The organism is Natronosalvus vescus (genome assembly GCF_023973145.1).
Lineage (GTDB): Archaea > Halobacteriota > Halobacteria > Halobacteriales > Natrialbaceae > Natronosalvus > Natronosalvus vescus.
On sequence record NZ_CP099546.1, the window covers coordinates 439,921 to 460,532 of the forward strand.

General features: G+C 63.7%; 24 protein-coding genes and 1 tRNA gene. 13 read left to right on the top strand and 12 right to left on the bottom strand.

Annotated elements, in window-relative coordinates; translation table 11 throughout:
• Positions 1-171: 171 nt before the first annotated feature.
• Positions 172-245: transfer RNA gene (locus tag NGM68_RS02000), tRNA-Val, on the bottom strand.
• A gap of 67 nt (positions 246-312) precedes the next feature.
• Here NGM68_RS02000 and NGM68_RS02005 point away from each other — a divergent pair.
• Both NGM68_RS02005 and NGM68_RS02010 read left to right on the top strand, forming a co-directional pair.
• On the top strand, positions 313-816 hold the full coding sequence (locus NGM68_RS02005; RefSeq protein WP_252701361.1) for a DUF192 domain-containing protein: 504 nt from the start codon (positions 313-315) through the stop codon (positions 814-816).
• Between the two features lie 177 nt (positions 817-993).
• Entirely contained in the window at positions 994-2,958 is a 1,965-nt protein-coding gene (locus tag NGM68_RS02010; RefSeq protein ID WP_252699987.1) for an ABC transporter ATP-binding protein, read from the top strand.
• 11 nt (positions 2,959-2,969) lie between these two features.
• Here NGM68_RS02010 and NGM68_RS02015 read toward each other — a convergent pair whose 3' ends face one another.
• Entirely contained in the window at positions 2,970-3,314 is a 345-nt protein-coding gene (locus tag NGM68_RS02015) for a DUF5789 family protein (RefSeq protein ID WP_252699988.1), read from the bottom strand.
• 188 nt (positions 3,315-3,502) lie between these two features.
• Here NGM68_RS02015 and NGM68_RS02020 point away from each other — a divergent pair, with 188 nt between their 5' ends.
• Positions 3,503-4,240, top strand: coding sequence for a creatininase family protein (locus tag NGM68_RS02020; protein ID WP_252699989.1), 738 nt, complete (start codon positions 3,503-3,505; stop codon positions 4,238-4,240).
• 20 nt (positions 4,241-4,260) lie between these two features.
• Here the strand turns inward: NGM68_RS02020 and NGM68_RS02025 are convergent, their stop codons facing one another.
• From NGM68_RS02025 to NGM68_RS02050, 6 genes are all read right to left on the bottom strand, one after another.
• Positions 4,261-4,677 carry a DUF5790 family protein gene (locus NGM68_RS02025; protein WP_252699990.1) on the bottom strand — a complete coding sequence of 139 codons (417 nt, stop codon included), beginning with the start codon at positions 4,675-4,677 and terminating at the stop codon, positions 4,261-4,263.
• A 228-nt stretch (positions 4,678-4,905) separates the two neighbouring features.
• Positions 4,906-5,526: a hypothetical protein gene (locus NGM68_RS02030; RefSeq protein WP_252699991.1), complete on the bottom strand. Its 621-nt coding sequence runs from the start codon at positions 5,524-5,526 to the stop codon at positions 4,906-4,908.
• Positions 5,527-5,821: 295 nt separating this feature from the next.
• Positions 5,822-6,196 carry a dihydroneopterin aldolase family protein gene (locus tag NGM68_RS02035; RefSeq protein ID WP_252699992.1) on the bottom strand — a complete coding sequence of 125 codons (375 nt, stop codon included), beginning with the start codon at positions 6,194-6,196 and terminating at the stop codon, positions 5,822-5,824.
• Positions 6,197-6,274: 78 nt separating this feature from the next.
• Positions 6,275-6,442, bottom strand: coding sequence for a DUF7576 family protein (locus tag NGM68_RS02040; RefSeq protein WP_252699993.1), 168 nt, complete (start codon positions 6,440-6,442; stop codon positions 6,275-6,277).
• A gap of 180 nt (positions 6,443-6,622) precedes the next feature.
• Positions 6,623-7,729: a PGF-CTERM sorting domain-containing protein gene (locus NGM68_RS02045; RefSeq protein WP_252699994.1), complete on the bottom strand. Its 1,107-nt coding sequence runs from the start codon at positions 7,727-7,729 to the stop codon at positions 6,623-6,625.
• Between the two features lie 357 nt (positions 7,730-8,086).
• The gene (locus tag NGM68_RS02050) at positions 8,087-8,281 is read right to left on the bottom strand and encodes a cold-shock protein (protein ID WP_006087767.1); all 195 of its coding nucleotides are present in this window, start codon (positions 8,279-8,281) and stop codon (positions 8,087-8,089) included.
• Positions 8,282-8,534: 253 nt separating this feature from the next.
• Between NGM68_RS02050 and NGM68_RS02055 the strand changes: the two genes are divergently transcribed.
• The 5 genes from NGM68_RS02055 (at position 8,535) to NGM68_RS02075 (ending at position 12,425) form a co-directional block, all read left to right on the top strand.
• Entirely contained in the window at positions 8,535-8,687 is a 153-nt protein-coding gene (locus NGM68_RS02055; protein WP_252699995.1) for a hypothetical protein, read from the top strand.
• Complete coding sequence (locus NGM68_RS02060) at positions 8,680-9,390, top strand: queuosine precursor transporter (protein WP_252699996.1); 711 nt, start codon at positions 8,680-8,682, stop codon at positions 9,388-9,390. Before NGM68_RS02055 ends, NGM68_RS02060 begins: the two co-directional genes overlap by 8 nt.
• Positions 9,391-9,609: 219 nt before the next feature.
• The gene (locus NGM68_RS02065; RefSeq protein ID WP_252699997.1) at positions 9,610-10,707 is read left to right on the top strand and encodes an aminopeptidase; all 1,098 of its coding nucleotides are present in this window, start codon (positions 9,610-9,612) and stop codon (positions 10,705-10,707) included.
• Positions 10,708-11,274: 567 nt separating this feature from the next.
• On the top strand, positions 11,275-11,895 hold the full coding sequence (locus tag NGM68_RS02070) for a DUF309 domain-containing protein (protein ID WP_252699998.1): 621 nt from the start codon (positions 11,275-11,277) through the stop codon (positions 11,893-11,895).
• 50 nt (positions 11,896-11,945) lie between these two features.
• On the top strand, positions 11,946-12,425 hold the full coding sequence (locus NGM68_RS02075) for a deoxyuridine 5'-triphosphate nucleotidohydrolase (protein WP_252699999.1): 480 nt from the start codon (positions 11,946-11,948) through the stop codon (positions 12,423-12,425).
• A gap of 142 nt (positions 12,426-12,567) precedes the next feature.
• On the opposite strand, the gene NGM68_RS02080 is transcribed toward NGM68_RS02075, so the two are convergent.
• Complete coding sequence (locus tag NGM68_RS02080) at positions 12,568-13,449, bottom strand: hypothetical protein (RefSeq protein ID WP_252700000.1); 882 nt, start codon at positions 13,447-13,449, stop codon at positions 12,568-12,570.
• A gap of 137 nt (positions 13,450-13,586) precedes the next feature.
• Between NGM68_RS02080 and NGM68_RS02085 the strand changes: the two genes are divergently transcribed.
• The 3 genes from NGM68_RS02085 (at position 13,587) to NGM68_RS02095 (ending at position 15,254) form a co-directional block, all read left to right on the top strand.
• Entirely contained in the window at positions 13,587-14,141 is a 555-nt protein-coding gene (locus NGM68_RS02085; protein WP_252700001.1) for a metal-dependent hydrolase, read from the top strand.
• Between the two features lie 87 nt (positions 14,142-14,228).
• Positions 14,229-14,708, top strand: a complete 480-nt coding sequence (locus NGM68_RS02090; RefSeq protein ID WP_252700002.1) for a copper resistance protein CopD — start codon at positions 14,229-14,231, stop codon at positions 14,706-14,708.
• 102 nt (positions 14,709-14,810) lie between these two features.
• Complete coding sequence (locus NGM68_RS02095) at positions 14,811-15,254, top strand: hypothetical protein (protein WP_252700003.1); 444 nt, start codon at positions 14,811-14,813, stop codon at positions 15,252-15,254.
• 17 nt (positions 15,255-15,271) lie between these two features.
• On the opposite strand, the gene NGM68_RS02100 is transcribed toward NGM68_RS02095, so the two are convergent.
• Positions 15,272-16,423, bottom strand: a complete 1,152-nt coding sequence (locus tag NGM68_RS02100; protein ID WP_252700004.1) for a DUF7118 family protein — start codon at positions 16,421-16,423, stop codon at positions 15,272-15,274.
• Between the two features lie 27 nt (positions 16,424-16,450).
• Positions 16,451-16,885 carry a phosphoribosyl-AMP cyclohydrolase gene (hisI, locus tag NGM68_RS02105; protein WP_252700005.1) on the bottom strand — a complete coding sequence of 145 codons (435 nt, stop codon included), beginning with the start codon at positions 16,883-16,885 and terminating at the stop codon, positions 16,451-16,453.
• Positions 16,886-17,099: 214 nt separating this feature from the next.
• Here hisI and NGM68_RS02110 point away from each other — a divergent pair, with 214 nt between their 5' ends.
• Positions 17,100-17,474 carry a CBS domain-containing protein gene (locus tag NGM68_RS02110; protein WP_252700006.1) on the top strand — a complete coding sequence of 125 codons (375 nt, stop codon included), beginning with the start codon at positions 17,100-17,102 and terminating at the stop codon, positions 17,472-17,474.
• Positions 17,475-17,607: 133 nt separating this feature from the next.
• On the opposite strand, the gene NGM68_RS02115 is transcribed toward NGM68_RS02110, so the two are convergent.
• Positions 17,608-19,482 (bottom strand): S9 family peptidase, encoded by a 1,875-nt coding sequence (locus tag NGM68_RS02115; RefSeq protein ID WP_252700007.1) that lies wholly within the window; start codon positions 19,480-19,482, stop codon positions 17,608-17,610.
• 247 nt (positions 19,483-19,729) lie between these two features.
• On the opposite strand from NGM68_RS02115, the gene NGM68_RS02120 reads away from it, so the two are divergent.
• Positions 19,730-20,596, top strand: a complete 867-nt coding sequence (locus NGM68_RS02120; RefSeq protein WP_252700008.1) for an EamA family transporter — start codon at positions 19,730-19,732, stop codon at positions 20,594-20,596.
• Positions 20,597-20,612 lie beyond the last annotated feature (16 nt).

The following is a 20,612-nucleotide window of genomic DNA, read 5'->3' on the forward strand; positions in this document are numbered from 1 at the left end:
TCACGGTACTATCGCTCACGGACGTGTTCGCGACGGCGACAGCGGGCTCGGGCGGGTTCGAACCTCGCCCAGACGGTCGGCCTCACTTCGTTCGGCCGCTGCGACTGGTCTGGTTCGAACTGCCCTCAAGACAGATTGCTGTCGCTCGCGGGTTGCTCGCGACAGCAATAGTGGGCTCGGGCGGGTTCGAACCACCGACCTCGGCCTTGTAAAGGCCGCGTCATAACCAGCTAGACCACGAGCCCGTATCCGAGCAAAACCGCCCCGTTCGAATAACCTTTACTTTCTCGTGTCGGAGGTGTCCACGAGATGGTGTCCCTCAGACGCGCTTGGTCGGCCCTCGTCGTTGGGTTCGTCCTCCTCGCCGTCGTCTACGGCCTGATCCAGCTCTCGATCCTTCCCGTCCCGTGGACGGACGACACCGCCGAAGTCACCGTCGTCGGCGACGACGGAACCACGAAACTCGTCGTCGAGGTCGAGGTCGCCGACACCTGGGAGGAACGCTACACTGGCCTCAGCGACCACGATTCCCTCGAGCCAGGCACCGGGATGCTGTTCGTCCATCGCAATGAGGACGAACGAACGTACGTGATGCGAGACATGGACTTCGACATTGACATCATCTTCATCGGTGCCGACCGCGAAATCACGACGATACATCACGCGCGCGCACCAGAACCGGGGGAGGACGGCGAGGAACTCCGCTATTCGGGCGACGCACAGTGGGTGCTCGAGGTACCTAGTGGCACGGTCAACGACTCCTCGATCGAGGTCGGTGATCGGGTCGAAATCGATGACCTCGACGCCGATGGGTAACCGCGCGCCCGAGTAGTTGTGTGGTGTGGAAATTCGGTGTACAACCCAATCTGGTGTCGACGGTATCGGTTCGCTAGCCCTGTTGCCGGCAAAGTAACCCGGGTTTACCCACCGACCGTCGTTCATATTTCGATTCGTAGGAAACGTTTATTGCTGACCAACCATTCAGCCCGAGCAATGAGTAGTGTCGACTGGGATAAAGATGATCCGTTCGAAGAGCAACGGGACAACATCGAGGATCCGATGCGTCGATTGCTTTTCGAGTACGGGCGTCCCTACTGGTTTTCGGTGACGGTCGGGATCTTCTCGAGCGTCTTTGCACGAGCGTTAGACCTCCTTCCCGCACTCTTGCTCGGTGTTGCGATCGACTCCATTTTCGGCGACGCGGTGTTCGCCGAACAGATACCGCTGGTCGTCTTACCCGAGGCCTGGTTGCCGACGGGCCAGACAGAACAGTTCTGGTTCGTCGTCATCGCCATCGCGGGGTCGTTCGTCCTCGGGGCACTCTTCCACTGGCTGCGCAACTGGGGCTTCAACTCCTTCTCACAGGACATCCAGCACGACGTCCGGACGGCTGCCTACGACAAGATGCAGCGGCTCGACATGGAGTTCTTCAGCAGCAAGCAGACCGGTGAGATGATGTCGGTGCTCTCGAACGACGTCAACCAGCTTGAGCGCTTCCTGAACGACGGACTGAACTCGGCGTTCCGGCTGGTCGTGATGGTGCTCGGCATCGGCTTCCTGCTGTTCTGGCTCAATCCGCAACTCGCGCTGATCTCGCTCGCACCAGTGCCGTTGATCGCCTTCTTCACGTACATTTTCGTCAAGAAGATCCAGCCGAAGTACGCCGCCGTGCGCTCGAGCGTCGGGAAGGTCAACTCGCGGCTCGAGAACAACCTCGGCGGTATTCAGGTGATCAAAGCCGACAACACCGAGGAGTACGAGTCAGGCCGGGTCGACGACGTCTCGCGCAACTACTTCAGTAAGAACTGGGAGGCGATCTGGATCCGGATCAAGTTCTTCCCCGGACTGCAGTTGATCTCGGGGATCGGATTCGTGCTCACGTTCATCGTCGGTGGCTACTGGGTGTTCACGCAGACGGCTCCGGGGCCGTTCACCGGAACGCTCCAGACGGGGACGTTCGTCATCTTCATCCTCTACACCCAGCAGCTCGTCTGGCCGATGGCGCAGTTCGGCCAGATCATCAACATGTACCAGCGCGCGGAGGCGTCGAGCGAGCGCATCTTCGGACTGATGGACGAAGTGGGTCGGATCGACCGCGAGGAGGACGCCGATCCGATCGACGTTTCGGACGGTCACGTCGAGTACGATCACGTCTCGTTCAGCTACGCCGAAAGCGGTGAGTTCACCGAGGAGAACACCGAGAAAATCATCGACGACATCTCCTTCGAGGTCGGCGGCGGCGAGACCGTCGCGCTCGTCGGTCCAACTGGGGCTGGAAAGTCGACGGTCTTGAAACTGCTCTTGCGGCTGTACGACGTCAACGAAGGAGCGATTCGCGTCGACGACCAGGACATCCGTGACGTGTCGCTGGCGAGTCTCCGCCAGTCGATGGGCTACGTTGGCCAGGAATCGTACCTCTTCTACGGGACGGTCAAGGAGAACATCACCTACGGGACGTTCGAGGCCACCGACGAGGAGATCGTCGAGGCCGCCAAAGCTGCCGAGGCACACGACTTCATCCAGAACCTGCCCGAGGGCTACGACACCATGGTCGGCGAACGCGGCGTGAAGCTCTCTGGCGGTCAGCGCCAGCGGCTGTGTATCGCCCGGGCAATCCTCAAGGATCCCGACATCCTCATCCTCGATGAGGCGACGAGCGACGTCGACACCGAGACCGAGATGCTGATCCAGCGGTCGATCGACAAACTCACCGAGGATCGGACGACGTTCGCCATCGCTCACCGCCTCTCGACGATCAAGGACGCCGACCAGATCGTCGTCCTCGAGGGCGGAGCGATCGTCGAACGCGGCAGTCACGACGACCTGCTGCAAAACGACGGTCTTTACGCACACCTCTGGGGCGTTCAGGCCGGCGAAATCGACGAACTGCCGGAGGAGTTCATCAAGCGTGCCCAGCAGCGGACGGCACGCACGCAGGCTCGACGCGGGGACGACTGAGCGCTGAGCGGTCAGAACGACTCCTGTTTCCCCTCGAGATCCTCGCCCGATGGACTCTCTTCTTCGCGCTCCTCGCCGGGAGCGGGCGGCGTCCGATCGCTGTAGTGTTTTCGTCCAATCGCTTCGTCACTGACCATGTTCATCACGGCCTGTTCGATCTCGTCGTAGGAGGCGTACTCGTCCTCGTTGAGCGGGCCGATGAGTTCCTCGAGGGTGGCCGTCTCCTCGCCCATTTCGAGTTCGACGTCGCCGTGGTTCTCGAGCAGCGTGTCGTGTTCGATCGGGTAGTCGTGATCCTCGAGCGCCGCCTGCAGGTCGCCGAGTTCGATGCCGAGTTCGCGGCTGTCTTCGCTCATGGGGGCGGATTGAACGACCATCGAGTTACGGTTTGAGCCTGCGTTCGCGTGCCCGGCGTTCATACCGTCGGGTTCGGCTGCCGGAAACGTTGTTCCCGGTGGGATCGTCTGGTTCCGGCCGCTCGCGATGGGATCACCTGCGTCGTCACGGGCACAGGTACAAGAGGGGAGACCACTCACGAACCGGTATGGATCTCACTGAGGCCACTTGGGCCGAGGTCGCCGACTGTGACACCGACCTCGCCGTGGTTCCGGTCGGCAGCACCGAACAGCACGGCCCGCACGCGCCGCTCGGAACGGACGTGCTCGCCGCCGAAGCGGTCGCCGACGCCGCCCTCGAGCGGTTCGAGCGGGAGGTCGTCCGTGCGCCGGCGATTCCGGTCGGCATCGCCGAGGAACACCGACACTTTCCGGGGACGATGTGGGTCTCGCCGGACACCTTCCGGGCGTATATTAGGGACGTCGTCGACAGCCTCGCCCACCACGGCTTCGACCGCGTCGTTCTCGTGAACGGCCACGGCGGGAACGTCGATGCCCTCCGGGAGGTGACGGCCACCATCACCCGGCACGACGACGCCTACGCCGTCCCGTTCACTTGGTTCGAGGCCGTCGGCGAGCACGCGAGCGAGATGGGACACGGCGGGCCGCTCGAGACGGCCCTGCTTCGCCACTGTTATCCCGACCTGATTCGCGAAGACCGACTCGAGGAGGCACGGGACGGCGGCGCGGAACGCTGGGGCGAGTGGGTAAGTCACGCCAACCTGGCGGTCGACTCGGTGGAATTTACGGAAAATGGCGTCGTCGGCGACCCGACGGCTGGAGACGCCGATCGCGGGGCGGAGCTGCTCGAGCTGGCGGCGTCCTCACTGGAGCGATTGCTCGAGGCGGTGGCGACGCGAGACGTTTCGCGGCCGGAGAGGCGATAGCGAGGAGCTGGTGTGGGGCGTTACTCGTCGTCTTCGTCTTCGTCGTCTCCATCGGCTTCCGCGAGCGTCCCGCGAAGGGCCGGAATCGTCGCCGTGAGGTCGCCGACCTGTTCGCCAGCGCTGGTGATGTCCTCGAGGGCGGTTTCGATCGCTTCGATCTCTTCCTCGAGGTCGTCGGCGTCGTCGAACGCGTCGGCGCGTTCGCCCATCGTGTACCACTTCTTGGCGTCTCGCAGGTGATCCTCGGCGTCACCGACGTCGAGCGCGGATTTGAGCCCGTTGAGGACGCCCAGCACGTTCTCGGCGTCGGTTTCCCAGATGTCGTCGGCCGCCGGGAGCGCCTCCCAGGCGGCCGCCAGCGAGGCCTCGACGTCCGAGCGCATCTCGCTGGCCGCTTCCCCGAACAGTTCGTCGTCATCCAGTGAGGCTTGACTCATGTCACCACGTTCACTGCCACTCGGGTTAAAAGGTTGCCCGAAAGTGAAAGTGAAAACGCGGTGAATGGCCACTCTCCGTGGGGATCAGCGGCTGTAATTCGAAACTGTCTATATCTCTCATAGGGGTCGCTGTAGTTACGTACCGCCGATCGCCCGCCAGAGGGTCGGCGGCGGGCGGTACATTGGTACACCATTCCCTATCAATCGCCGGACGACCGGCGACGGCGATCACGTCGCCATCGTTTCGTTGTCTTCGTTCGAGTGCTCACTCCCCTCGCTCGAGCGCTCACCGCCTTCGTTCGAGGATTCGATGGTGACGTCCGTATCCTCGACCTGATCTGTCTGTCCCGTTCCGAGGAGCTTCGACGTACAGGCCTCTGCCGTCGGCTCGAGGGACGTATAGAGGACGACAGCGAGGGCGACGAGCAGGGGGAGCGACAGGATGAGGAACACGATGTCGTACGCCCAGGAGACGCTTCCGAGCAAGGGTTGCACCGCGTCGGCGAGTCCCCGGTGGGCGATCAACACCGCGACGAGCACCGTCGTAATGCGGACGGTTGTTCCGGCCTTTCTGGTGAGACCGGAGGGTTCTCTCAGACTCGACCGGACGAGTCGCTCGAGCGCCGGAGCGAGGATCACGAGGAGCGCGACGACGGCGATCGTGGCGACGGCGGTGAGCGCTGCGCCGATGGTCACCGGCGTGCCGGGGACGAGCCAGTTCGCCCCCGGCAACAGCGAGGCGAAGCTGACGAGCACGATCACGGCCGCCGCTGCGAGCGTCACCGTCGTTATCTGACGGACGGTGTCCGGTTCGATTGCGGTTGGGGTTGATGCGCCTTCGGTCTGCATGGTTAGCAGTGTCGACCAGCAATCGACCCAAAAAAGCGCAGTATCGTTCTTCAGGTTCGATCCGTTTCCGCTTCGTTCACGACCGTTTCCGTTTTACAACCGTGTCAGTGGATCATAGTGACCGCGAATCTTCTCGTTATCGGCTGATACACCCTTCAGAGCACCGGATGTCGTCGTTTTCTGCTTGCTCGAGTGGTATCGTCACCCGCGTGTGCCGGCGTTATCGTCCGTATAACCGTCGTGAACGTCGGTAGCGGGCGTGTGGCTGCCCAGATGGCCCACGTCCGCTACTCGATTAGCGCTGCCGGACGGACTCGAGGCGCATCAACGGGTAGCCGTCGTCCATCGCCATGCGCGTCACGACTTCGACGTCGTCGTAGTCGACGACGATCTCGACCTCGATGAACCGCCCGGTGAGTTCGGTGTAGTCGGCCGACGACGCCTCGAGCGCTTCGGTGAGTGCGTCAGTGCGAACGTCGACGGTCACGCTGGCGCAGTGGGGCTGGTTCTCGATGGCTGACTCCATCGCTCGAGCGAGGCTGTCGACGCTTTCGAGGCTGATGGGGGTGCCCGCAAACTGGTGGTAGAGGGAGCCGAACTTGATGCCTGCCTCGAAACAGGCCTGTTCGGCGGCCCTCGGGCCCTCCTCACCGTTGTGATCGCTGGTCATACGCGTCGTTCGTCCGGCAGCGCCGTGATCGTTGTGATCTCGTCCGGTGATCTCGAGGGTTCGTCACCCGAACTCGCGTCACTCGACCCAGGCTTCGAGACAGTCGTCGGTACAGAAATGATCGTAGGTGGTCTGGCCGTCCTCGACGGCCGTCACGACCCGATGAGTGTGTTTCTTGGTGATCGCGTCGCCACAGACGCGACAGGTCGTGTCGGTTTCTCCACCATCGGTGTGTAACTCGGCCATGTGTTCCAGCACCTGCTGCAAGTTGAAGGGTGTGACACACTTGAACACGCCTGTTGCGGCGGTATCCGCCACGGCCGGAATTTCAGTGACCAGTTGCTCAGTTCCGAGGCGTCAATCGCCGGACGGCGGGTTCGAAGGCGGATCGTGGCCACTGATCGTAGCCGCTGTCCTCGAGCGGTCTCAACTCCCCCGTGGCGTCCGTGCCAACGCCACCAGCAAGGCCGCGAGGGCGGTGAGAGCCACCAGCGAGCCAAAGCCGGATAACCCATCCGCGTCAGCGTCGTCGGTCGAGTCGTCCGTGCCGTTCGAGTCGCCCTGACCCGACTCCGTGTCGCTCGATCCGTCAGTAGCACTGTCATTCGCATCGTCATCGTCGCCAGTGTTCTCGTTACCGGTTGCATCGTCGTCACCTTCACCGGGCACACCGGAGGTATCGTCGTCTTCGCCGTCGTCGCTGGAGCTGTCGTCGTCGTTCGTTTCGTCGTCACTGTCAGCGTTAGACCCGGAATCGTCGGCACCGTCGTCAACGGGAGCGTCCCCGGTCAGTTGTAACACGACGACCACCTGTCCGTGTGAGAGCGGTTCCTGATAGACCCACCCGCCGTCAGCGTCCTCGTAGGGGACGGCCGCCTCGAGCGGATCGAGGTCGGTGTCCCAGGCCTGGTCGTCCTGCTGGATGTAGCCGATGACCTCGATGTGGTCGGCGTGTGCCCCATCGATGACGGCCTCTCCGTAGGTGACCTCGTCGCCGTCGTCGTCGAAGCCGTGGAACTCGATGCAGTGACTGTCGAGGTAGCCGTCGCCCTGGGGGACGTGATCTGCGGTGCCGAACTGATCGGAATCGAGCGGCCGGTCGTAGTGGTCGGTCAGGGGGTACTGCACCGTCATCGGATCGGCACCGGAGTGCCAGTCGAGCGAATCGCCGGTCGGGACGGTGACGGTCGTTCCCGGCACCGACTCGCCGACGATCGGATCGCCGGCCTCGTTCAGCAGGGTAACACAGATCTTGCCGGAGCCGTCGCCGAGATACGGGCTTCGGTACTCATCGCGCGGGTTGATGTAGCTGATCCAGCTGCCGTCGGCGGCCTGGGCTTCGAACCACTCATCCCCGGGTTCGGGTACCTCGAGTTCGGCCGCTTCCTCCGAGACGGTATCGTTCCCGGGATCGCTGGCAACGGGCGCGAGCGAGCCACTCGAGACGAGGAGTCCGGTTGCGATGGCGGCGATCACGAGGGATGCGCCGACGGCGAGCAGTACGGTACGCCAGGATCTGGATGGGGTGTCCATAGCGATGATCTGCCCCACCCAATGACAATCACGGATTTTGGTATGTCACGAGTACTACACCGTACGGCCTTCGTACCAGACGGTACGGGGTGCCTTCTCGGCACCGTCGCCGACGACCGTACTGGGTAGCGTGATCGCTCGAGGGGGATGGGTTACAACAGTGGACTGGTCGCAGTCACGACTCGGTGGGATGTAGTAGCCACTGAAACGATTCACACAGCGATCGCAGATGCGTCTTGCGATCGTGTGTGCAGTGACTTTCAGTGGCTACTATAGCAACCAGCAGTAACGCGAGCTATCGCTCTCGGTCGAGTTGAATAGTAGAATGTGAAACCGAGCTATTGAACGGGTGCCGTATTACAGGCGGGTGACGTTCGTCGCGCGGGGGCCTTTGGGGGCCTGTTCGATGTCGAATTCAATATCAGTGCCTTCTTCGAGGTCCGGACCGCCGACGTCTTCCATGTGGAAGAATACGTCATCGTCCGCGTCGTCCGTCGAAATGAAACCGTAGCCGCCTGTGTCGTTGAAGAAATCAACGTTGCCTTTCGCCATTGCGACTAAACACAACGCCGATACGGGGATAAGGCTTGCGTGGGTGGTGTTCACGCGACCACTGCTTACGAATATTCGAATCGGCGCTTTCCGAGAGTCGTTCCGCTGTATCCCCCATTGTGATCGGAATCGTCCGGTAATACATCCATTCTCGATATGAGGGGCGGAACAATATTTTGAGCTCGATCGCTCGAGGGTCGAGGCACTGTTGCCCGCGATGCTCGTGATACCGTTCCCCACGGCACGAGTAACGATGGTCGATTACGCAACGACGACCGGCTACGTAGCGTCGACCGACTCGGCCGGCGAGACGCCATTTTCGACCCGAAACGACCCGACGACACGAACCACCGCCGAATCACTACAGTTTAGCCCCTTCGCTCGAGAATACCCGGATAATGTCTGAATATGATCGTGGGCCGGGCGTCCCGCAGGTGGCGTTGATTGCGCTGTTCGTGACGGCGCTGATCACGGCGCAGGTGACGGCGGCGAAGGTGCTGGCGTTCGACCTCCCGTTTTCGCTGCCGGTGACGGGTGCCCAACTCGTCTTGCCCGGGGCCGCGCTCGCCTACGCGCTAACCTTCCTCGCGAGTGACTGCTACGCCGAACTGTACGGCCGGCGGGCCGCCCAGGTCGTCGTCAACGTCGCGTTCGCGATGAACTTCGTCCTGCTGGTGCTCGTCTGGTCGACCATCGCGGCTCCCGCATCTCCCGCGAGCGTTGATCCCGATATGTTCGAGACCGTTCTCGGCGCGTCGACGAACATCGTCGTGGGCAGCCTGCTCGCCTACGTCGTCAGCCAGAACTGGGACGTCTGGGTGTTCCACGAGATTCGCGATCTCACCGATGGCGACGCCCTCTGGCTTCGAAACATCGCCTCGACGGCCAGCAGCCAGGCCATCGACACCGTCATCTTCGTCGGCATTGCGTTCGCGCTCGCGCCGCGGGTACTCGGCGTCGGCCCCGTTCTTCCAGGCGGCGAGCTCGCTGCCCTGATCGTGGGCCAGTATCTCCTCAAACTCGCGATCGCGTTCCTCGATACGCCGATTGTCTACGCTGTCGTGGGCTTCGTTCGCTCGCGGGACGACGGCAAGTCGACGCCCGCCTGAGGTCTGGGGTGACCGAGTAGTCACCCTGACAGAAACACTATAAAAATAATAGTATATAATTACACCTTCTATATTTTTGGCTCGGCACCTGACATGGTTACAATGTGATCGTGTACGCCGTTTTGCCGCGACACGGCCAGTGGCTGGGGATCTGGTGTCCGTACTGACATCTCGAGTCAAAACGGGGAGATTTAGTGGCTCCCTCGAGACGAGTTAGGTATGGATGAGCGCGTACGCGAACACGCATCGGTACTGGTCGACTGGAGTACCCAGATCGAATCGGGTGACGACGTGGTTCTCTCGGTTGGCCCGGACGCCCACGAGCTGGCGGTTGCCGTCGCCGAAAAACTCGGTGAACGGGGGGCCAACCTGCTCGCCACCTACGACTCCAACGAACTCCAGCGGGCGTACCTGCGCGCTCACGATGGCGAATTCGAGGGGAGTGCCGAACACGAACTGGCCCTGTACGAGGAAGCCGACGTCGTGCTTTCGATCGGTGGCCAGCGAAACACCGCCGCGAAAGCCGACGTTCCTGGCGAGACGCGCCAGGCCTACCGGAAGGCGAACGCGGCGATGCGCGAAGCGAAGTACGACACGCGCTGGATGTCGACGGTGCACCCGACGCGCTCGCTCGCCCAGCAAGCCGGGATGGCCTACGAGGAGTACCAGGACTTCGCATACGACGCTATCCTGCGGGACTGGAAGTCGCTCGCGGAGGAGATGTCGCGGATGAAGGATCTGCTCGATGACGGGTCGGAAGTTCGCGTGGTCAAAGACGGCACCGACCTGACGATGCGCATCGACGGTCGGACGGCGGTCAACAGCGCGGCCTCGGTCACGTACGACTCCCACAACCTGCCGAGCGGCGAGGTCTTCACCGCGCCCTACGCGACGGCGGGAACCGTCCTCTTCGACGTACCGATGACGATCAACGGCGAGGCGGTTCGTGACGTCCGCCTCGAGTTCGAGGACGGCGAAGTCGTCTCGCACGAAGCCAGTCAGGGGGAGGGGGTGCTGACCGACATCCTCGAGACCGACGCTGGTGCCCGACGGCTGGGCGAACTCGGCATCGGGATGAACCGAGGCATCGACCGTTTCACGAACAGCATCCTCTTCGACGAGAAGATGGGCGATACGATCCACCTGGCGGTCGGTCGGGCCTACGACGCGTGTCTGCCCGAGGGCGAGACGGGGAACGATTCGGCCGTCCACGTCGATATGATCACGGATATGAGCGAGGACTCGTGGCTCGAGGTGGATGGCGAGGTCGTTCAGCGGAATGGTCGGTTCCGATGGGAAGCTGGGTTCGAGGGGTAGTCCGTGTTTTTGGTGCAGATTTTTGCCGGGCGAGCGTGTGAGCCCGCTCTCCACTTGTTCAGGCGCTGCTCGAGCGGTGCTCTCCCACTTTGCTCGAGCGACTGCGATCACGACCGGTACTCCCGCTGCTCGAGCGAACCGATCCACCGGTAACGACTCCCTACGATTCTGTGTCCGGGCGTCGTCCTCATCATCCAGTGCATACTCTTATTCGGTGCCGACGTCCGATCGAGTGCCGCCGAGATCAGCGGCGGCGTCCTGTCCGAACCGCTGTGTGATCGACGCGCACTGCTCCAGCGGCGGTCGGGTGCCGATTCGCCGGCGTATCGTCGGCGGCGCCGGTGTCGATGGCTCCCGTCCGTCCCAGCGTACCAATGGCGGCTGCCCGCCCTGCCGGAGGCGGCACGTATCCGGCTTTTTTACTGTCGAGTCCGGATCAACACGGAGTCAGGGAGCCAGCGAAGCGTGAGTACTGAGCGAGCCGCGAGTCTCGAGAGCGTGAGGCGTGAGGACTGCGCGGTCGTGTGAGCACCGAGAGTTATACCTCCGAGCCGCCTACCCCCTCCCATGCGCGAGGCGCTCCGTGCCGGTATCGCCATCTACAACGAGGGCTACTACCACGCCGCCCACGACGCCTGGGAGGCCCACTGGCTCGAGCTCGAGGCCGGAACCGACGACGAGCGACTGCTTCACGGGTTGATCCAGTTCACGGCGGCGATCTATCACGCCCGGAATCGTAACTGGGCGGGCGCGGTCGGACTGGCCTCGAGCGCGGGTGCGTACCTCGATGGGCTGCCGGCGGCGTATCGCGGCGTCAACGTCGCCGCCGTCCGGCGAGCGCTCGAGACGCTCGCGACTGACCCGGCGGTGATCGAACGCCGGTCGGCCCCACCGCTCACCCACGACGGTGAACGCCTCCACCTCGCGAATCTCGACCTCGAGGCGACGTTCCTGGCGGCCGGGGTACTCGCCGAGGAACTGGGCTACGACGAGGGCGTGATCGACGACGGCGTCGCCTACGCCCGCACCGACCTCGAGGCGGGATACGAGACGAGCCCGTTCCTGACACTGGTGGCCGATTTCGTTCGCGAACCGGGCGACAGGGCGCTGGTGTTCGACCGACTCGCGGGACACGTCGAACGACGGCGTGCAGAGGCGGCGGACGTCGAGGGGCTGTTCGACCCGTAACGCCCGGCGAACGCGATACGTTTTTCCCGCCGCCACGTACTTGTCCACGCATGTATCGTTCCGGTGCGTTCGTCGCCGAACACGTCTCGCCGACGACCGACGAGCAGGTACAGCCAAACGGCGTCGACCTCACCGTCGACGTCGTCTTCGAACAACTCGAGCCGGGGCGGATCACCCGCGACGACAAGGAGATCGGGGATCGCGTCGCCCGACCGCTCGAAGAACTCGACCGCAAGCAGCCCGACAGATACTACCTGCCGGTCGGCTCCTATGTCGTTCGCTACGGCGAGCGCATCCGCATCCCCGAGGACCACGTCGGCTTCGTCTACCCGCGCTCGTCGCTCATGCGTAACTCCTGTATGCTCAACACGGCGGTCTGGGACGCCGGCTACGAAGGCCGCGGTGAGGGGCTGTTGCAGGTACACCACGACATCGAACTCGAGCGCGGCTCGCGGGTTGCACAGCTCGTCTTCGCACAGGCCGATCACGAAGAGACCTACGACGGGAGCTACCAGAACGAAAATCTCTGAAACGGTCGGTTGTCGTCTCTTGCCGGTGAGACCCGACACCGTGTGTGGTCTTACCCGTAAACAGTTACAACCGACCGTGTGAGCGGATGCGGGTTGGCGCAACCGGATCGGTCGCGAAAATGCTGGCTTCGAACGTACGCCGTCACCGATCTCGCGGCGTCATCCCGAGGACGTTTTTGGACATCGCCACCGGCTGGCTCACCGCCCGAACCGCTTCGCTGGCGGTCGACCGAACGCGTCCCCGCGCCCGGTGGAGCGGCACCACAGCTCGTTTTCCGGCTTCAGCGGCGACGTCCCAGCTCACCCGCTCGACGAACTCCCCGCGCGAGCGCGCCCACCGGCTCGGGTGCGCGAGGACGTACAGTCGCGGACAGGCACCCGACTCGAGCAGTTCGATGAGGTCTTCAGTCGTGTCGATCCGGCCGGCGGTCGGATCGACGACCCCCCAGTGACGACCGGTATCGGAAACGTACGTTGGCTTCTGCGGATCCGCGTCGTCCGTTTCGATCGAGCCGTAGGCGATTCCGGTGAGTCCGTACCGTTCGGGTGGTCGCGCGTCGTCCCACATATCGGTGTTGAGATGGGGCGAGAGCGGACTCCCGTGTGAGCACGCCGTCGTCACCTCGACGTGCTCGCGAAATCGATCGAGGTTCCGCTCGAACTCCTCGTAGGCGAGTTCCCGATTGCCCTTCGCCCGGGCGAGGTCTTCGTAATGGTACCCGACCTCGTGGCCGAGATCCACCAGGGTGCGAGCGAACTCGGGACTGAACGTCGAGGTGCGGAGGTAGTAGGTCGCCTCGACGTCGTACTCGGCCTCGAGGTGGGCCATCGATTGGGCGATGCTCGGTCGCCGGTCGACGTCGTGGCGAACGATTACGTACCGTTCGGGGAGCGTCTCGGTCTCGAGGAACGAGGCCACGGAGTACGTCTCGTAGCCGTACTCGGTCAACGTCTCGAGTACCTGCTCGTATACCTCGAACGTGAAGTCTCGAACGACGAACTGTCCGTCTCCGATGAGAGCCATGTGCGACTGATACTCGCCCTCCGTGATAATTATCGAGTGGCTACCATTGGGCTGGGCGACGGTACGGCCACCGTTCTGGCCACGCGAGCGAGTCGACGAGGTTGGTCTTTTTATCGACCGAACCCCTCGGTCAGCGCATGATGGCCACGACGCACGTCTTCGTCGGTCTCGTGCTCGTGGCTCCCGTGGCCGTCGCCGCTCCGGATCTCGCGACGCCGCTCGCCGTCGGGGCAATCGTCGGCGGCCTCCTGCCGGACGTCGACCTCGTGTTGACCCACCGGAAGACGTTTCATTTCCCCGTTCTCGGCGCGGCTGGTGCCGTTTCGGCGGCCACCCTCGCGGCGGTCGCACCGTCACCGTTCACTGCGGGAATCGCCGCGTGCGCAGCGAGCGCCTGGATTCACGCCGCCAGCGACGCCCTAGGCGGCGGCCCGGAAATGGATCCCTGGACGAACCCGAGCGACCGCGCCGTCTACGATCACGCCCGAGGCCGATGGATCCGTCCCCGTCGATGGATTCGCTACGACGGTGCGCCCGAGGACGCCCTACTGGCATCCGCGCTGGCCGTTCCGGCGTTCGTGGTGTTTTCCGGGCCGATTCGGACGGTCGTCGCCGTCGCGCTGGCGGTTTCACTCGGGTACACGCTCGTTCGCCGTCGATTGGTCGAGTGGACGCCGGAGTGGCTCGAGTGACCCTCGCCATCCACGTTCCGTTCGAATGACTGTCACCCCCGGCGACGAGTCGCAACGCTGATACGGTTCGTCTTCGAGGGGCCGAGTATGCCGATCGATATCGCCTCCAGGCTCGCCCACCTGGTATTTGCCGCCGTCTGGGCCGGCAGCGTCTTCTACGTCGCGTTCGTGATCTTGCCGCTGGCTCGAGATGGGGCGTTCAACACGACCAAACCGCTCGAGACGATCTCGACGAAGCTCACGACGATTTCGCGTGTGAGCGCGCTGGTGTTGTTGTTGACGGGAGGGCACCTCGCTGGCACCGGATACAGCTTCGATGGTGACGGCGCGCCCGGGCTCTTCACCTCCGCCAACGGCCAGCTGGTCGCCCTAATGGTCGTCCTCTGGTTGGCGCTGGCCGCTCTCGTCGAAATCGGTGCCAAGCGCTTCGAGTCGGGACTGAACGGGAAGAAGCTGCGCGAACCTGCCCACCGGGCACTGCCTCTGTTTCGTGCGGCGGCCGTCGTGGCAGTCCTGTTACTCGTCGTGGGTGGAATTATCACGACAGGGGCTGTACACCGCCTGTAGCGCCTCTCGAGTCCGATATCTGTGCTCCTAGTGGTCTCGAAATCATGTCACTGTGATATATTCTTACGAAAGATACTTAGTCAATTGCTGTTAGATAGCGCTATGATGATCAGGGGTAAGGACATTGCCGTGTCGATGCTCGTAGTGGGCACCGCGGCCGCGGCTGGCTATCTCATACGGTCGCGCGAGCGGCCTACCGCCCGCGCCCGATCGAAGGCCGACGTTGGCGCTCGAATCGTCGAGGAAATCCCGGAGAACGTGACGGTCGTCGATAGCTCGAGCCGTCGACTGCGGGCGCTCCCCGGTGTCGGGCGAGCCATCTCCCGCGCGATTCGTAACGACGCCCGTGAGGAGTGGGAGCACGTCACCCTCGAGCGGGAGGGCTCCTGGGAAATCGTCGATGCGCTTCGCCGGTCGCTACCGTACTACGAGAGCGACGGCGACGGCGACGGCTACAACGGCGTCTACGTCCGCCACGAGGGGCGGATCGTCGTCCTCGACGCGATCGGGTGGGCGCGTATCGAAGAGGAAGAGCAGGTACAGTAAGCGCGGTTTTTGTTTATTTACGCGTTCGAGTCGTCCTTGAGCATCGCCTGCAACCGTTCGCGCTCCGCACGAAAGGACTCGAGGTCGGCCTCGACGTCTCCGTTCGCGAGTTTCTGCCGTTCGGTCGCCGAGAGCTGATCACGTGCAGTGGCGGCGACCTGAAGCCGGTCGAAGTCCTCGTCGCGGGTGAGCGCTCGCACTTCACACAGGCGGTCGACGACGTCCTGGCCGCCGATACGTTCGGCCAGCGGACGGCTGTCACGAATCGCGTAGCGTAGCGTAACCGCGTCGCTGGGCGGCCACTCGAGACACAGTGGGGTGGCGTCGATCCGCTCGAGGTACGTTTGCCGGGTGGCGACGCGGCGCTTGAGTTGGTCGGGGTCGTCGACGTAGTGGCTGAGCTTCGAGCGCGAGTGGTCGGCGTACTCGAGTAGCGTGGGGATCGGATACTCGCCGGCGTCGGTTTCGGCGACGTACTCGCGTAGCTCTGCCGGCGGTCGCTCGAACGGGACGAAGGGGTGCCAGCGACTGCGCTCGAGACAGTCGAAGACGGTGCGTGCGGACTCGTCGTACAGATACGTTTCGAAGGACTCCTGGATCGCCTCGTTGTACACATCGATCGGCTCGTGGAGGCGCTCGACGGGCGCGTCGATGTCGACGTCGGCGAGCGTGAGGAGTCGCTCGTGGTTATCGATTTCGTCATCGAGGTCGGACAGGCGATCGCTTACCGCTTTCCGCGCGGCGACCAGTTCCTCCCGTGCCCGCTCGCGTTCCTCGAGGAGGTCGGCGACCGCTTCGGCTGGCTCCAGGGCACCCTGTGCCCGGTCGAAGTCCGACTCGGTGAGGCGGCGTTTGTCGATCGCGTCGAACGCTGCCTCGAAGGCGTCCCGGTGTGGGAGTTCCGCGGGTAGCCCTTCGACGAGGGTCGAAAACTGGCCCTCGAGCTGGATGTAGTGTTTGAACGTCTCCCGGCCGGAGCCGCTGGCCCGGTCGACGTAGTTCTCGAGGAGTGTGGTGGCGTTGCGATAGGCTTCGGCACCCGTTTCGACGGTCTCGAGGCCACCGGCGTCGTCGATCTCGCGTTCGATCGCGTCGACTCGCTCGCGGGCGCGCTCGAGTCGGCTGGCTGGGTCGTCCTCCGTCGCTGGGTCGGTGGCAGCGTGTGACATAGAGTGCGTTGATATCGGTCGCAGCAGTTACTCGTCGTAGACGGCGTCGGGATCGAACACTCGTTCGCTGACGTTCTCGCCGTCGATCGTTCGATAGAAGCACGAGCGGTGGCCGGTGTGACAGGCACCGCCGGCCTGCTCGACGCGGTACAACAGCGCGTCGGCGTCGCAGTCGACGCGCACCTCCCTGATGGCCTGGGTGTGGCCGCTCGTCTTCCCCTTCTGCCAGAGTTCCTCGCGGCTCCGGGAGTAGTAGTGGGCGACGCCGGTCTCGAGGGTCTCCTCGAGCGCCTCGGGGGAGACGTAGGCGAGCATCAACACGGTACCGGAGTCGGCGTCCTGGGCGATGGCGGGTACGAGGCCGTCCTCGCCGAAGTCGACGTCAACCGTGTCGACCGTGTCGACAGCGGCCGTCCCACCGTCGGTCACGGCGGGATCGTTCCCGGCAACATCGTCGGTCATATCCGAGTGAAAGACCGTCAGGGCTATGGGTCTTTTGCTGGCCTCGATTTCTACCGATCCGTCGACGCACACTCGAGGCAACGCGCTCAGGAGGATACGTCGATGGACGTCCTGAACGGCCACAACTCGAGGGTTCCGTAACAGTTCACAGGCTCAACGGGATACGACCTTCCCCACGGCAAACACCATTACCCCCGTGGCCCTTCCTAGGACTATGAGTTCATCCGACAGAACCACCGTCGAAGACGTCATGTCCTCGCCTCTGGAGACGATTTCGAAGGACGCGACGGTCATGGAAGCCGCACAGCGCATGCGCGAGAAGGACATCAACGCACTGGTCGTCCCGACCACGCCGCGAGCGATCATCAGCAGCACGGACGTCCTCGAGGCCGTCGCCGACGGCAAGGACGTGTCGACGTTGACGGTGGCCGACGTAATGACGACCGACGTCGAGACCGTCACGCCGGATCTCTACATGGAGGAGGTCGCCGCGATGATGACCACCTACGGCATCAAACACCTCCCGGTCGTCGACGACGACTACGTCGGGATGGTCTCTTCGACGGACGTCACCGCCCACCTGTCGTGAGCGGTCGATAGTCCGCCTCGCTTCGCCTTAGCGATTCGTAGAAGTCAGGGTCGTCACAGCAATTCCTGGAAGTCTCGAACCACTCGAGCGGGGGCGTTGGCGTTCGAGTGTCCCGATTGTCTCTGGAATCGGTTCAGTTCCCGCCGACGCGCCGCTCGAGGAAGTCCGCGAGCAGCTCGAACATCCGCAGTTTCTGTTCCTGGTCGGAGGAGGCGTGACCCTCCTCGCCCAGTTCCTCGTACTCGAAGTCCTCGCCCTCCTCGTAGCCGGCCTCGAGCATGGCGTCACGGAAGATTCGCGCCTGGGAGACGGGCACGCGGCGGTCGTTGACCCCGTGGACGAGGAAGATGGGGGCAGCGACGTTCTCGACGTGGGTCACCGGGCTTCGCTCTCGGTAGAGGTCGGGATTCTCCTCAGGCGTGCCGAGGTAGGTCTCCATCAGCTCCGTCCGGAAGTGAGGCATCGTGTTCTCGAACATGTCCTCGAGGTCGGTGAGGCCGATCCAGGCGACGCCGGCCTCGTAGAGCTCGGGGTACTGTACCATCTGCCAGTAGGCCGAGTAGCCGCCGTAGGAACCGCCGAAGACGACGATGTGCTCGTCGTCGAGCCAGTCGTTCTCCGCGAGGACGTGTTCGGTGGCGACGGCGACGTCGCCCTGTTCGGCGCCGGCCCAGTCGTCGTGCAGTTCCCGGACGAACTCGCGGCCACGACCGGTCGAGCCGCGGTAGTTGATCTGCAGGACGGAGTAGCCCAGCGCGGTCAGCACCTGCGTGTAGAGGTTGAACGCTTTCGTACTCCGGGCTCGCGGCCCGCCGTGGGGGTTGACGATCAGCGGTGAGGGGCGCTCACCCGAATCGTAAAACAGCGCGCCGATCTCGAGTTCGTCGTACGGTTCGTACTCGACGGCTGCCTGCGTCGTTTCGGGTACCCCGTCGGAGTCGACCCGAAGGTACTCGGCGTCGGCGAAGTCCTCGGGATCGAACGGGCCGTACTCGGCCTCGAGCAGCGTCTCGTAGCTGTCGGTTTCGAGGTCGTAGACGAGCAATTCGGGTCGCCGCGTCGGCGTCGTGTGCTGGATGAGAACGCGGTCGTCGTCGATGACGACGTTGCCGGGGCCGTACCCCCCGAGCGAGGCGACGCCATCGGGGACGTCGAGTTCGCGGCCCTCGCCGGTCTCGAGGTCGTAGACGACCGGAACGGCGATGGCGTCGCGGCTCCGGGTGACGAGGATTCGCTCGCCGTCGGGGAGGAACGTGCTCCCGCTCTCTTCGAACTCGCCGGTTCCGTACCACTCGATCGTGTCTGTCTTGAGGTCGTAGACGCCCGCCCGACCGAGATCCTCGCTGTTGTCGCTCACGAGCAGTCGGGTGCCGTCGGGGCTCCAGTCGTTCGCCCCTGCTTCGGCGCCGTCGTCACCGATCTCGAGGTTGCGCGGGTTCGAGCCGTCGACGTCCATCACGTAGACGTCCTTGTTGTTGTAGTCGTCAGACTCGTTGGTCGTAAATGCCACTCGATCGCAGTCGGGCGACAGCGTCGCACCACCTGCGGCCCGCTCGTACTCGGTGACCTTCGTGGTCTCGCCGGTCTCGAGGTCGTGGCGATACAGGTTCATCTGACCGTCCCGGGAGGAGCCTAACACGAGCGTTCGGCCGTCGTCGCCGACGTCCTGGATCGCGACCTGCCCGTCCATCTGTACGATCGGTTCGACCGACCCGTCTCGCGAGAGGGCGTGGATGTCGTTTTGCTCGTTGCCGCCTTCGTCGAGGTGAAAGAACACGCGGTCGCCGTCGGTACCCCAGGAGACGTACCACCTGGCGTTTCGGGGAACTTCGCCAGCGGACCACTGCTCGAGGTCGCCGCTCTCGACGTCGAGTACGTGGAGTTCGTTCCGGCCGGAGATGTCGTAGTAGAGGGCGATTTCGTCACCGTCGGGGGACACCGTCGGATGGGCCATCGTCGGGAGCCGTGCCAGTTCTTCGAGCACGTCAGTCTCGGTAGCGTGTGCCATAGACGGTGGTCTCGCGGCACCCTCTTTAGAACTTGGAAATCCGTCACGTTTCGCCGGTTACGGCCGGTCTCGTCACTGATTTTCGAGCGCGTCGCCATCGCGACGGAACCTGGGCTCGAAAACGAATCTCGATCCCTCGAGCGTCTTCGTCGACGAATCACCTTCGACAGCTGTCCGTTCCGATCCGATGATCGTACTGATCCACGCGAAGCGACGACTTTTTGCGTCACGACGGCAGCCTCGATCCATGGACGACGAGACGGTCGGCATCGCGCTCGTGCTGACCTCGGCCATCGGCTTCGGTACGCTGGGCATCTTCGGCGTGCTCGCTGCCGATGAAGGGCTCTCGATTCCGACCGTGCTCGCGCTTCGCTTCTCGCTCGCGGCGGTCGCCGTCTGGGCGGTGCTGTGGTATCGTGGCCGGTTTCGCCTCCTCCGTGGTCGTCTGCTGGCTGTGGCCTTCGCCCTCGGAGCCGTCGGCTACGCCACCCAGAGTGGGCTCTACTTCCTCGGGCTCGAGTTCATGACCGCGGGAATGGTCGCCATCGTCCTCTACACCTACCCGGCGTTCGTCGTCTGTCTCGTCGCGCTCACGAATCCCGATCGAGTGACGAAGATCGTTCTCTTCGCGCTCGGACTGTCGATCGGCGGCGTGGCCCTCATCACCGGTGTCGACCCGGCTGGGGCCGATCCGCGGGGGATCGTGGTCGTGCTGGGCGCGGCGCTCGCGTACTCGCTGTACATCGTGGTGAGTCAGCGGGCGCTCACGTCGGTCGACGCCGAGACGTTGACGGCGTTCGTCCTCCCCGCAGCGGCGATCAGCTTCGTCGTCTTCGGGATCGGGACGAACACGCTCGCGTTGCCAGGGAGTGTGACTGGCTGGGGGGTCGTCCTCGCGATTGCACTCGTCGCGACGGTCGTTCCCGTCCTCACGTTCTTCGCCGGCCTCTCGAGAGTCGGAGCGAGTAGAGCGAGCATCATCAGCACCGCCGAACCGGGCGTTACCGTCGCCCTCGGTGCCCTCGTCTTGCACGAACCGGTCACGGGGGTCACGGTTCTCGGTGGAACCCTCGTGATTACCGGCGTCGTTCTCATCCACCTCGAGGGAGCGTGACGAGAGGCGTTCCTCG

What these genes read in the sequence shown, in the direction of transcription:
- NGM68_RS02030 (WP_252699991.1), bottom strand. Translation starts at nt 5,526, where the DNA reads ATGCAGACCGAAGGCGCATCAACCCCAACCGCAATCGAACCGGACACC.
- NGM68_RS02070 (WP_252699998.1), top strand. Translation starts at nt 11,275, where the DNA reads ATGCGCGAGGCGCTCCGTGCCGGTATCGCCATCTACAACGAGGGCTAC.
- NGM68_RS02025 (WP_252699990.1), bottom strand. Translation starts at nt 4,677, where the DNA reads ATGAGTCAAGCCTCACTGGATGACGACGAACTGTTCGGGGAAGCGGCC.
- NGM68_RS02060 (WP_252699996.1), top strand. Translation starts at nt 8,680, where the DNA reads ATGTCTGAATATGATCGTGGGCCGGGCGTCCCGCAGGTGGCGTTGATT.
- NGM68_RS02085 (WP_252700001.1), top strand. Translation starts at nt 13,587, where the DNA reads ATGATGGCCACGACGCACGTCTTCGTCGGTCTCGTGCTCGTGGCTCCC.
- NGM68_RS02110 (WP_252700006.1), top strand. Translation starts at nt 17,100, where the DNA reads ATGAGTTCATCCGACAGAACCACCGTCGAAGACGTCATGTCCTCGCCT.
- NGM68_RS02100 (WP_252700004.1), bottom strand. Translation starts at nt 16,423, where the DNA reads ATGTCACACGCTGCCACCGACCCAGCGACGGAGGACGACCCAGCCAGC.
- NGM68_RS02090 (WP_252700002.1), top strand. Translation starts at nt 14,229, where the DNA reads ATGCCGATCGATATCGCCTCCAGGCTCGCCCACCTGGTATTTGCCGCC.
- NGM68_RS02095 (WP_252700003.1), top strand. Translation starts at nt 14,811, where the DNA reads ATGATGATCAGGGGTAAGGACATTGCCGTGTCGATGCTCGTAGTGGGC.
- NGM68_RS02015 (WP_252699988.1), bottom strand. Translation starts at nt 3,314, where the DNA reads ATGAGCGAAGACAGCCGCGAACTCGGCATCGAACTCGGCGACCTGCAG.
- NGM68_RS02115 (WP_252700007.1), bottom strand. Translation starts at nt 19,482, where the DNA reads ATGGCACACGCTACCGAGACTGACGTGCTCGAAGAACTGGCACGGCTC.
- NGM68_RS02010 (WP_252699987.1), top strand. Translation starts at nt 994, where the DNA reads ATGAGTAGTGTCGACTGGGATAAAGATGATCCGTTCGAAGAGCAACGG.
- NGM68_RS02020 (WP_252699989.1), top strand. Translation starts at nt 3,503, where the DNA reads ATGGATCTCACTGAGGCCACTTGGGCCGAGGTCGCCGACTGTGACACC.
- NGM68_RS02045 (WP_252699994.1), bottom strand. Translation starts at nt 7,729, where the DNA reads ATGGACACCCCATCCAGATCCTGGCGTACCGTACTGCTCGCCGTCGGC.
- NGM68_RS02080 (WP_252700000.1), bottom strand. Translation starts at nt 13,449, where the DNA reads ATGGCTCTCATCGGAGACGGACAGTTCGTCGTTCGAGACTTCACGTTC.
- NGM68_RS02055 (WP_252699995.1), top strand. Translation starts at nt 8,535, where the DNA reads ATGGTCGATTACGCAACGACGACCGGCTACGTAGCGTCGACCGACTCG.
- NGM68_RS02075 (WP_252699999.1), top strand. Translation starts at nt 11,946, where the DNA reads ATGTATCGTTCCGGTGCGTTCGTCGCCGAACACGTCTCGCCGACGACC.
- hisI (WP_252700005.1), bottom strand. Translation starts at nt 16,885, where the DNA reads ATGACCGACGATGTTGCCGGGAACGATCCCGCCGTGACCGACGGTGGG.
- NGM68_RS02120 (WP_252700008.1), top strand. Translation starts at nt 19,730, where the DNA reads ATGGACGACGAGACGGTCGGCATCGCGCTCGTGCTGACCTCGGCCATC.
- NGM68_RS02065 (WP_252699997.1), top strand. Translation starts at nt 9,610, where the DNA reads ATGGATGAGCGCGTACGCGAACACGCATCGGTACTGGTCGACTGGAGT.
- NGM68_RS02050 (WP_006087767.1), bottom strand. Translation starts at nt 8,281, where the DNA reads ATGGCGAAAGGCAACGTTGATTTCTTCAACGACACAGGCGGCTACGGT.
- NGM68_RS02035 (WP_252699992.1), bottom strand. Translation starts at nt 6,196, where the DNA reads ATGACCAGCGATCACAACGGTGAGGAGGGCCCGAGGGCCGCCGAACAG.
- NGM68_RS02040 (WP_252699993.1), bottom strand. Translation starts at nt 6,442, where the DNA reads ATGGCCGAGTTACACACCGATGGTGGAGAAACCGACACGACCTGTCGC.